This is a genomic window from Streptococcus mitis (assembly GCF_047463435.1).
GTDB lineage: Bacteria > Bacillota > Bacilli > Lactobacillales > Streptococcaceae > Streptococcus > Streptococcus mitis_DS.
In genome coordinates, this window is sequence record NZ_JASHDW010000004.1 from 136,172 (window position 1) to 147,733 (window position 11,562).

Here is an 11,562-nt window from a genome sequence, read left to right on the forward strand (position 1 = left end):
AAATATTCACATAAGAGGATTTTATGAGAAAAAGAGATCGTCATCAGTTAATAAAAAAAATGATTACTGAGGAGAAATTAAGTACACAAAAAGAAATTCAAGATCGGTTGGAGGCGCACAATGTCTTTGTGACTCAGACCACCTTGTCTCGTGATTTGCGTGAAATCGGCTTGACCAAGGTCAAGAAAAATGATATGGTGTATTATGTACTAGCAAATGAGACAGAAAAGATTGATTTGGTGGAATTTTTGTCTCATCATTTAGAAGGTGTTGCAAGAGCAGAGTTTACCTTAGTGCTTCATACCAAATTGGGCGAAGCCTCTGTTTTGGCAAATATTGTAGATGCAAACAAGGATGAATGGATTTTAGGAACAGTTGCTGGTGCCAATACCTTATTGGTCATTTGTCGAGACCAGCACGTTGCCAAACTCATGGAAGATCGTTTGCTAGATTTGATGAAATATAAGTAAGGTCTTGGGAGTTGCTCTCAAGACTTATTTTTGACAAGGAGAGACGGAAAATGGCGATAGAAAAGCTATCACCCGGCATGCAACAGTATGTGGATATTAAAAAGCAATATCCAGATGCTTTTTTGCTCTTTCGGATGGGTGATTTTTATGAATTATTTTATGAGGATGCGGTCAATGCTGCGCAGATTCTGGAAATTTCCTTAACGAGTCGCAACAAGAATGCCGACAATCCGATTCCTATGGCGGGTGTCCCCTATCATTCTGCCCAGCAGTATATAGATGTCTTGATTGAGCAGGGCTATAAGGTAGCTATCGCAGAGCAGATGGAAGATCCTAAACAAGCAGTTGGGGTTGTGAAACGAGAGGTTGTTCAGGTCATTACGCCAGGGACAGTGGTCGATAGCAGTAAGCCAGACAGTCAGAACAACTTCTTGGTTGCTATAGATCGAGATGGCAATCAATTTGGCTTAGCTTATATGGACCTGGTGACGGGTGACTTTTATGTGACAGGTCTTTTGGATTTCACGCTGGTTTGTGGGGAAATCCGTAATCTCAAGGCGCGAGAAGTGGTGCTGGGTTATGACTTGTCTGAGGAAGAAGAACAAATCCTCAGTCGTCAGATGAATCTGGTGCTTTCATATGAAAAAGAAGGCTTTGAAGACCTTCATTTACTGGATTCACGATTGGCATCTGTGGAGCAAGCGGCATCTAGTAAATTGCTCCAGTATGTTCATCGAACTCAGATGAGGGAATTGAACCACCTCAAGCCTGTTATACGCTATGAAATCAAGGATTTCTTGCAGATGGATTATGCGACCAAGGCCAGTCTGGATTTGGTTGAGAATGCTCGTTCAGGAAAGAAGCAAGGTAGTCTTTTCTGGCTTTTGGATGAAACCAAGACGGCTATGGGAATGCGTCTCTTGCGGTCTTGGATCCATCGTCCCTTGATTGATAAGGAACGAATCGTCCAACGTCAAGAAGTGGTGCAGGTCTTCCTCGACCATTTCTTTGAGCGTAGTGATTTGACAGACAGTCTCAAGGGTGTCTATGATATCGAACGCTTGGCTAGTCGTGTTTCTTTTGGTAAAACCAATCCCAAGGATCTCTTGCAGTTGGCGACCACCTTATCCAGTGTGCCACGGATTCGTGCGATTTTAGAAGGGATGGAGCAACCTGCTCTAGCTTATCTCATCGCACAATTGGATGGAATCCCTGAGTTGGAGAGTTTGATTAGCGCAGCGATTGCTCCTGAAGCTCCTCATGTGATTACAGATGGAGGAATCATTCGGACTGGATTTGATGAGACTTTAGACAAGTACCGTCGCGTTCTCAGAGAAGGGACTAGCTGGATTGCTGAGATTGAGGCTAAGGAGCGAGAAAATTCTGGTATCAGCACGCTCAAGATTGACTACAATAAGAAGGATGGCTACTATTTCCATGTGACCAATTCTCAACTGGGAAATGTGCCTGCTCACTTTTTCCGCAAGGCGACGCTGAAAAACTCAGAACGTTTTGGAACCGAAGAATTAGCCCGTATCGAAGGAGATATGCTGGAGGCGCGTGAAAAGTCAGCAAACCTAGAGTATGAAATTTTTATGCGCATCCGTGAGGAAGTCAGTAAGTATATCCAGCGTTTGCAGGCTCTAGCTCAAGGAATTGCGACAGTTGATGTCTTACAGAGTCTGGCGGTTGTGGCTGAAACCCAGCATTTGATTCGGCCAGAGTTCGGAGAGGATTCGCGAATTGATATCCAGAAAGGGCGCCATGCTGTCGTTGAAAAGGTTATGGGGGCTCGGACCTATATTCCAAATACGATTCAGATGGCAGAAGATAATACCAGTATTCAACTGATTACAGGGCCCAACATGAGCGGAAAGTCAACCTATATGCGTCAGTTAGCCATGACGTCGGTTATGGCCCAGATGGGGTCTTATGTGCCAGCAGAAAGCGCCCATTTACCGATTTTTGATGCGATTTTTACCCGTATCGGAGCAGCAGATGACTTGGTTTCAGGTCAATCAACCTTCATGGTAGAGATGATGGAGGCTAACAATGCCATTTCGCATGCGACCAAGGACTCTCTCATTCTCTTTGATGAATTGGGACGGGGAACTGCAACTTATGACGGGATGGCTCTTGCTCAGTCTATCATCGAATACATTCACGAGCATATCGGAGCCAAGACCCTCTTTGCGACCCACTACCATGAGTTGACTAGTCTGGAGTCCAGCTTGAAACATTTAGTCAATGTTCACGTGGCAACCTTGGAGCAGGATGGGCAGGTCACCTTCCTTCATAAAATTGAACCAGGACCAGCTGATAAATCCTACGGTATCCATGTTGCCAAGATTGCTGGCTTGCCAGCAGACCTTTTAGCAAGGGCGGACAAGATTTTGACTCAGTTAGAGAATCAAGGGACAGAAAGTCCTGCTCCCGTGAGGCAAACAAGTACTGTCACAGAACAAATTTCTCTCTTTGATACGGCAGAAGAGCATCCTATCCTAGCAGAATTAGCTAAACTAGATATTTACAATATGACACCTATGCAGGCTATGAATGTCTTGGTCGAGTTAAAACAAAAATTATAAAGAATGAATTACTTGTCATTCTAGCTGTATCAAGGATACTTCTTTGACAAGTCCCCACTTTTTTGCTAGAATAGCATCACACAAACAGAATGAAAAGGAGCTGACACATTGTCGCTCCCTTTTGTCTATTTTTTAAGGAGAAAGTATGCTAATTCAGAAAATAAAAACCTACAAGTGGCAGGCCTTGGCTTCGCTTCTGATGACAGGCTTGATGGTTGCTAGTTCACTTTTGCAACCGCGTTATCTGCAGGAAGTCTTAGACGCCCTCCTTGCTGGGAAATATGAAGCCATTTATAGTATCGGGGCTTGGTTGATTAGTGTGGCTTTGGTCGGTCTGGTTGCTGGTGGGCTCAACGTTGTCCTCGCAGCCTATATTGCCCAAGGAGTTTCATCTGACCTTCGAGAGGATGCCTTCCGTAAAATCCAAACCTTTTCTTATGCCAATATTGAACAATTTAATGCGGGAAATCTAGTCGTTCGCATGACAAATGATATCAACCAGATTCAGAACGTCGTCATGATGACCTTTCAAATTCTGTTCAGGCTCCCCCTCTTGTTCATCGGTTCCTTTATCTTGGCTGTTCAAACCTTACCTTCTCTGTGGTGGGTGATTGTTCTAATGGTAATCTTGATTTTTGGCTTGACAGCTGTCATGATGGGAATGATGGGGCCTCGTTTTGCCAAGTTTCAAACACTTCTTGAGCGCATCAATGCCATTGCCAAGGAAAATCTACGCGGTGTTCGTGTGGTCAAGTCCTTTGTCCAAGAAAAAGAGCAGTTTGCTAAGTTTACGGAGGTTTCAGACGAGCTTCTCGGTCAAAACCTTTACATCGGATATGCCTTTTCAGTAGTGGAACCTGTCATGATGTTGGTCGGTTATGGGGCGGTTTTCCTCTCTATTTGGCTAGTTGCAGGGATGGTTCAATCGGATCCATCGGTTGTTGGCTCCATTGCTTCCTTTGTTAATTACCTAAGCCAGATTATCTTTACTATTATTATGGTTGGATTTTTGGGAAATTCTGTCAGTCGTGCTATGATTTCTATGCGTCGTATTCGAGAAATTCTTGACGCAGAGCCAGCCATGACCTTCAAGGATGTCCCAGATGAAGACTTGGTCGGAAGTCTTAGCTTTGAAAATGTGACCTTTACCTATCCAATGGATAAGGAACCGATGTTGAAAGATGTGAGCTTTACTGTCGAACCTGGACAAATGGTTGGTGTCGTTGGAGCGACTGGTGCAGGAAAATCAACCTTGGCTCAATTGATTCCACGTCTCTTTGACCCACAGGAGGGTGCTATCAAAATTGGAGGCAAGGATATTCGAGAAGTGAGTGAAGGAACCCTGCGTAAAACAGTTTCTATCGTTCTCCAACGTGCCATTCTCTTTAGTGGAACGATTGCAGATAACTTGAGACAGGGTAAGGGAGATGCTACTTTATTTGAAATGGAGCGCGCAGCCAATATTGCTCAAGCCAGTGAATTCATTCATCGTATGGAGAAAACCTTTGAAAGTCCAGTTGAAGAAAGGGGAACCAACTTTTCAGGTGGGCAAAAACAAAGGATGTCGATTGCCCGTGGAATTGTCAGCAATCCACGTATTCTGATTTTTGACGATTCGACCTCAGCCTTGGATGCCAAGTCAGAGCGCCTGGTTCAGGAAGCCTTGAATAAGGACTTGAAGGGAACGACAACCATTATCATCGCTCAAAAGATTAGCTCGGTTGTTCATGCAGATAAAATCTTGGTTCTAGATCAAGGACGATTGATTGGTCAAGGTACGCATGCAGACTTGGTTGCCAACAATTCCGTTTACCGTGAAATCTACGAAACACAGAAAGGAAAGGAGGAGTAAAATGAAGACAGTTCAATTTTTTTGGAATTATTTTAAAGTCTATAAGCTATCATTTGTAGTTGTCATCCTGATGATTGTTCTGGCGACTCTTGCCCAAGCCCTCTTTCCGGTCTTTTCTGGACAAGCAGTAACAGAGCTAGCCAATTTAGTTCAAGCTTATCAAAATGGCAATCCAGAACTTGTTTGGCAAAGCCTATCAGGAATCATGGTCAATCTTGGTCTGCTAGTTTTGGTTCTATTTATCTCCAGTGTGATATATATGTGTCTCATGACGCGCGTGATTGCAGAATCGACCAACGAGATGCGCAAAGGTCTCTTTGGTAAGCTTGCTCGTTTGACGGTTTCTTTCTTTGACCGCCGACAAGATGGCGATATTCTGTCTCGTTTTACTAGTGATTTGGATAATATCCTCCAAGCCTTTAACGAAAGCTTGATTCAGGTCATGAGCAATATTGTTTTATACATTGGTCTGATTCTTGTCATGTTTTCGAGAAATGTGACGCTGGCCCTCATCACCATTGCCAGCACACCAGTGGCCTTCCTCATGCTGATTTTCATCGTGAAAATGGCACGGAAATATACCAACCTCCAGCAAAAAGAGGTAGGAAAGCTCAACGCCTATATGGATGAGAGTATCTCAGGTCAAAAAGCCGTGATTGTGCAAGGGATTCAAGAGGATATGATGGCAGGATTTCTTGAACAAAATGAGCGCGTGCGCAAGGCGACCTTTAAAGGAAGAATGTTCTCAGGAATTCTTTTCCCTGTCATGAATGGGATGAGTCTGGTTAATACAGCCATCGTCATCTTTGCGGGTTCAGCTGTTTTATTAAATGACAAGACTATTGAAACAAGTACAGCCCTAGGTTTGATTGTTATGTTTGCCCAATTTTCACAGCAATACTACCAGCCTATTATCCAAGTTGCAGCTAGTTGGGGAAGTCTTCAGTTAGCCTTTACAGGTGCTGAACGGATTCAGGAAATGTTTGATGCAGAGGAAGAAATTCGACCTGAAAAGGCTCCAATCTTCACTAAGTTACAAGAAGGTGTTGAAATTAGTCATATTGATTTTTCATACTTGCCTGATAAACCTATTTTGAAAGATGTCAGCATTTCCGCTCCGAAAGGCCAGATGACAGCGGTTGTTGGGCCGACAGGGTCAGGGAAAACGACTATTATGAACCTCATCAATCGCTTTTATGATGTTGATGCTGGTGGTATTTATTTTGATGGCAAAGACATTCGTGACTATGATTTGGATAGTCTCAGAAGCAAGGTGGGAATTGTCTTGCAGGATTCGGTCTTGTTTAGCGGAACGATTCGAGACAATATCCGTTTTGGTGTGCCAGATGCTAGTCAAGAAATGGTTGAGGCAGCAGCCAAGGCAACCCACATTCACGACTACATCGAAAGCTTACCTGACAAATACGATACCCTTATAGATGATGACCAGAGCATCTTCTCAACAGGACAGAAACAATTGATTTCTATCGCTCGAACCCTGATGACAGATCCAGAAGTTCTCATTCTCGATGAAGCCACTTCAAACGTAGATACGGTGACAGAAAGCAAGATTCAGCATGCCATGGAGGCGGTTGTAGCAGGCAGAACCAGTTTCGTCATTGCCCACCGTTTGAAGACTATCCTCAATGCAGATCAGATTATTGTCCTTAAAGATGGAGAAGTCATTGAACGCGGTAATCACCATGAACTTTTGAAACTAGGTGGCTTCTATTCAGAACTCTATCACAATCAATTTGTTTTTGAATAAGAAAGAAGTTGTCCTATGTGGGCAGCTTTTTCTTGTCCATAAAAAATATTTATCACGGCCTTTAAAAAAACATATTAGACGAAAGTCATTTTGAGTGATATGATAGGACTATCGTTAATATTCGAAAGGAGAGACATCATGCCTAGAACGGTTGTAGGAGTTGCTGCAAATCTATGTCCCGTAGACGCGGAAGGAAAAAACATTCATTCATCTGTATCTTGTAGATTCGCAGAGAGCATTCGTCAAGTCGGCGGTCTCCCTTTAGTCATTCCTGTTGGTGACGAGTCAGTCGTGCGCGATTATGTAGAAATGATTGACAAGCTCATCTTGACAGGTGGGCAAAATGTCCATCCTCAGTTTTATGGAGAGAAAAAGACCATCGAGAGTGATGATTACAACCTAGTGCGTGACGAATTTGAATTGGCGCTCTTGAAAGAAGCGCTCCGTCAGAATAAACCAATTATGGCAATCTGTCGCGGTGTTCAACTTGTCAATGTTGCCTTTGGTGGAACGCTCAATCAAGAAATCGAAGGTCACTGGCAAGGACTGCCTTTCGGAACATCTCACTCTATTGAGACAGTGGAGGGAAGCGTGGTGGCTAAGCTATTTGGGAAAGAAAGTCAGGTCAACTCCGTCCATCGTCAAAGTATTAAAGATTTGGCAGCTAATTTCCGTGTAACTGCTATTGATCCAAGAGACCAGACCATTGAAGCGATTGAGTCTATCGACGAACATCGCATTATCGGTTTGCAGTGGCATCCAGAGTTTCTGGTTAATGAAGAAGATGGCAATTTAGAACTATTTGAGTATTTATTGAATGAACTGTAACGACTGGGACATCTGGTCGTTCTTTCTTTTATTTTTTCAAAATTTTTAGAATGTAGCATTTTTACGCAAACGTTTGAATTCTGATAAAAATTGGAGAAATTCGACAAAAAAACTTGAAAAAAACGAAGGTAAGCGTTATGATAGAAAAGAAGAAATATTGGAGGAATAACATGTCACATATTAAATTTGATTATTCAAAAGTTTTGGACAAATTTGTTGCACCACATGAAGTGGAATACATGCAATCACAAGTAACAGCAGCAGATGAATTGATCCGTAAAGGAACTGGTGCTGGTAGCGACTTCTTGGGATGGTTGGACCTTCCTGAAAACTACGACCGCGAAGAATTTGACCGCATCTTGAAAGCTGCTGAGCAAATCAAATCAGACAGCGATGTTTTGGTTGTGATCGGTATCGGTGGATCTTACCTTGGTGCGAAAGCAGCAATCGACTTCTTGAACCACCACTTTGCTAACTTGCAAACAAAAGAAGAACGCAAAGCTTCACAAATCCTTTACGCAGGAAACTCAATCTCATCTACTTACCTTGCTGACTTGGTAGAGTACGTAGCTGACAAAGACTTCTCGGTAAACGTGATTTCTAAATCAGGTACAACAACTGAACCAGCTATCGCTTTCCGTGTCTTCAAAGAACTTTTGGTTAAGAAATACGGTCAAGAAGAAGCAAACAAACGTATCTATGCAACAACTGACCGCCAAAAAGGCGCTGTTAAGGTTGAAGCAGATGCTAACGGTTGGGAAACATTTGTTGTTCCAGATGATATCGGTGGACGCTTCTCAGTATTGACAGCCGTTGGTTTGCTTCCAATCGCAGCATCAGGAGCTGACATCAAAGCCCTTATGGAAGGTGCGAATGCAGCTCGCAAAGACTACACTTCAGATAAAATCTCTGAAAACGAAGCTTACCAATACGCAGCAGTTCGTAACATCCTTTACCGTAAAGGCTATGCAACTGAGATCTTGGTAAACTACGAGCCATCACTTCAATACTTCTCAGAATGGTGGAAACAATTGGCTGGTGAATCAGAAGGAAAAGACCAAAAAGGTATCTACCCAACTTCAGCCAACTTCTCAACTGACTTGCACTCACTTGGTCAATTTATCCAAGAAGGAACTCGTATCATGTTTGAAACAGTTGTCCGTGTTGACAAACCTCGTAAAAACGTGATTATCCCTAGCTTGGAAGAAGACCTTGATGGACTTGGTTACCTTCAAGGAAAAGACGTTGACTTTGTAAACAAAAAAGCAACTGACGGTGTTCTTCTTGCCCACACAGATGGTGATGTACCAAACATGTACGTGACTCTTCCAGAGCAAGATGCTTTCACTCTTGGTTACACAATCTACTTCTTCGAATTGGCTATCGCTCTTTCAGGTTACTTGAATGCTATCAACCCATTTGACCAACCAGGTGTTGAAGCTTACAAACGTAACATGTTTGCCCTTCTTGGAAAACCAGGATTTGAAGAATTGAGCAAAGAACTTAACGCACGTCTATAATAGAAGAAAAGAGTGGCTTGTCCACTCTTTTTACTCTCTTTATCCATAGAAATTGGCCTCAGCCAAGACTTGTGATATAATATAGAGAGCAAAAAGGCAGACGCCTAGATACTTTATAGGAGAAACTATGTCAAAAGATATCCGCGTACGTTACGCACCAAGTCCAACAGGACTACTACACATCGGAAATGCTCGTACAGCATTGTTCAACTACCTTTACGCACGTCATCACGGTGGAACTTTTATTATCCGTATCGAAGATACTGACCGTAAACGACATGTTGAGGACGGTGAACGTTCACAGCTTGAAAACCTTCGTTGGTTAGGCATGGATTGGGATGAAAGCCCAGAAACACATGAAAACTACCGCCAGTCTGAACGCTTGGACTTGTATCAAAAATACATCGATCAATTGCTAGCTGAAGGAAAAGCCTATAAATCTTACGTTACAGAAGAAGAGTTGGCAGCTGAACGCGAACGCCAAGAAGCAGCTGGTGAAACACCTCGTTACATCAATGAATACCTTGGTATGAGTGAAGAAGAAAAAGCAGCTTACATCGCAGAACGTGAAGCTGCTGGGATCATCCCAACGGTTCGTTTGGCTGTTAATGAGTCAGGTATCTACAAGTGGCATGATATGGTCAAAGGTGATATCGAATTTGAAGGTGGCAATATCGGTGGTGACTGGGTTATTCAAAAGAAAGACGGTTACCCAACTTACAACTTTGCCGTTGTTATCGATGACCACGATATGCAAATCTCTCACGTTATCCGTGGAGATGACCACATTGCTAATACACCAAAACAGCTTATGGTTTATGAAGCACTTGGTTGGGAAGCTCCAGAGTTCGGTCACATGACCTTAATTATCAACTCTGAAACTGGGAAAAAATTGTCTAAACGCGATACTAACACCCTTCAGTTTATCGAAGACTACCGTAAAAAAGGTTATCTTACAGAAGCAGTCTTTAACTTTATTGCTCTTCTTGGTTGGAACCCAGGTGGCGAAGATGAAATCTTCTCTCGTGAAGAACTCATTAAACTTTTCGATGAAAACCGCCTGAGCAAGTCTCCGGCAGCCTTTGACCAGAAAAAACTAGACTGGATGAGCAATGATTATATCAAGAATGCAGACCTAGAAACGATCTTTGAAATGGCAAAACCATTCTTAGAGGAAGCAGGCCGTTTAACTGACAAAGCTGAAAAACTAGTTGAGCTCTATAAACCACAAATGAAATCAGTAGATGAGATTATCCCATTGACAGATCTCTTCTTCTCAGATTTCCCAGAATTGACAGAAGCAGAACGCGAAGTCATGGCAGGGGAAACAGTCCCAACAGTTCTTGAAGCCTTCAAAGCAAAACTTGAAGCGATGACAAATGATGAATTTGTAACAGAAAATATCTTCCCACAAATCAAAGCTGTTCAAAAAGAAACAGGTATTAAAGGAAAAAATCTTTTCATGCCTATTCGTATCGCAGTTTCAGGTGAAATGCATGGACCAGAATTGCCAGATACAATCTTCTTGTTAGGCCGTGAAAAATCAATCCAGCATATCGAAAATATGTTAAAAGAAATCTCTAAATAAGAAGGATGCAACAATGGACATCTGGGAAAAGATGTACGAAGAAGCACAGAAACTGTATAATCCACATGAAGTATCTGATTTTGTTTATACTAATCATGTCGTTGCCGCTGTAGAAGCAGAAGATGGACAAATATTTACAGGTTTCTGTATGGAGGGAACCTGTGGTGTATTCCATCTCTGCGCAGAGCGGGCGGCACTCTTTAATATGTACCAATTTTCAGGACAAACTAAGGTTAAAAAAGTATTAGCCTTTCGAGAGCAACCACCTTATGGTGGAAGTTCCGGTATGCCTTGTGGCGCTTGCAAAGAGTTCCTCTTAGAGTTGAACGCTGAAAATAAGGACGCAGAATTCATGATGGACTACGATACAAGAAAGACGGTGAAAATCGCAGAACTAATCCCATATTGGTGGGGAGAAGAACGTGCTTCTAAGTTTAATAATCAATAGAAGAGTCAGTATAATTCTGGCTCTTTTTACTTAATTTGAAAAAAGATAAAAAAAGTTGTTGACAAGTTAGAAAAAGTCTGTATAATAGTAAGAGTTGAAAACAACTCTGGTCCGTTGGTCAAGGGGTTAAGACACCGCCTTTTCACGGCGGTAACACGGGTTCGAATCCCGTACGGACTATGGTATGTTGTGGTTGCGGCACTTGATGAAAAAAGATTAAAAAAATTTCAAAAAAGTGTTGACAAGCGAAAGCGACTGTGATATACTAATATAGTTGTCACTTGAGAGAAGCAAGTGACAAAGACCTTTGAAAACTGAACAAGACGAACCAATGTGCAGGGCACTACAACTAAGGTTGTAGTACTGAACAATGAAAAAACAATAAATCTGTCAGTGACAGAAATGAGTGAGAACTCAAACTTTTAATGAGAGTTTGATCCTGGCTCAGGACGAACGCTGGCGGCGTGCCTAATACATGCAAGTAGAACGCTGAAGGAGGA

The 11,562-nt window shown here is 42.5% G+C and carries 8 protein-coding genes, 1 tRNA gene and 1 rRNA gene; all 10 read left to right on the top strand.

The window, feature by feature from the left end; all coding sequences use genetic code 11:
- Window positions 1-23: 23 nt before the first annotated feature.
- Window positions 24-470, top strand: coding sequence for an arginine repressor (argR, locus tag QM843_RS03755; RefSeq protein ID WP_414304491.1), 447 nt, complete (start codon window positions 24-26; stop codon window positions 468-470).
- A gap of 50 nt (window positions 471-520) precedes the next feature.
- Window positions 521-3,058 carry a DNA mismatch repair protein MutS gene (mutS, locus tag QM843_RS03760; RefSeq protein ID WP_414304490.1) on the top strand — a complete coding sequence of 846 codons (2,538 nt, stop codon included), beginning with the start codon at window positions 521-523 and terminating at the stop codon, window positions 3,056-3,058.
- A gap of 145 nt (window positions 3,059-3,203) precedes the next feature.
- Window positions 3,204-4,910 carry a multidrug efflux ABC transporter subunit PatA gene (patA, locus tag QM843_RS03765; protein ID WP_020903405.1) on the top strand — a complete coding sequence of 569 codons (1,707 nt, stop codon included), beginning with the start codon at window positions 3,204-3,206 and terminating at the stop codon, window positions 4,908-4,910.
- Between the two features lies 1 nt (window position 4,911).
- Window positions 4,912-6,678 carry a multidrug efflux ABC transporter subunit PatB gene (gene patB / locus QM843_RS03770; protein WP_414304489.1) on the top strand — a complete coding sequence of 589 codons (1,767 nt, stop codon included), beginning with the start codon at window positions 4,912-4,914 and terminating at the stop codon, window positions 6,676-6,678.
- Window positions 6,679-6,816: 138 nt separating this feature from the next.
- Entirely contained in the window at window positions 6,817-7,506 is a 690-nt protein-coding gene (locus tag QM843_RS03775) for a gamma-glutamyl-gamma-aminobutyrate hydrolase family protein (RefSeq protein WP_414399151.1), read from the top strand.
- A gap of 170 nt (window positions 7,507-7,676) precedes the next feature.
- On the top strand, window positions 7,677-9,026 hold the full coding sequence (locus QM843_RS03780) for a glucose-6-phosphate isomerase (protein WP_414304488.1): 1,350 nt from the start codon (window positions 7,677-7,679) through the stop codon (window positions 9,024-9,026).
- Window positions 9,027-9,153: 127 nt separating this feature from the next.
- Window positions 9,154-10,614: a glutamate--tRNA ligase gene (gltX, locus tag QM843_RS03785; protein ID WP_414304487.1), complete on the top strand. Its 1,461-nt coding sequence runs from the start codon at window positions 9,154-9,156 to the stop codon at window positions 10,612-10,614.
- A 13-nt stretch (window positions 10,615-10,627) separates the two neighbouring features.
- A complete protein-coding gene (locus QM843_RS03790; protein ID WP_414304486.1) occupies window positions 10,628-11,062 on the top strand; it encodes a cytidine deaminase family protein in 435 nt (144 codons plus the stop codon).
- Between the two features lie 108 nt (window positions 11,063-11,170).
- Window positions 11,171-11,242, top strand: a tRNA-Glu gene (locus QM843_RS03795).
- Between the two features lie 241 nt (window positions 11,243-11,483).
- Window positions 11,484-11,562: ribosomal RNA gene (locus QM843_RS03800) — 16S ribosomal RNA — on the top strand; the annotation flags it as partial.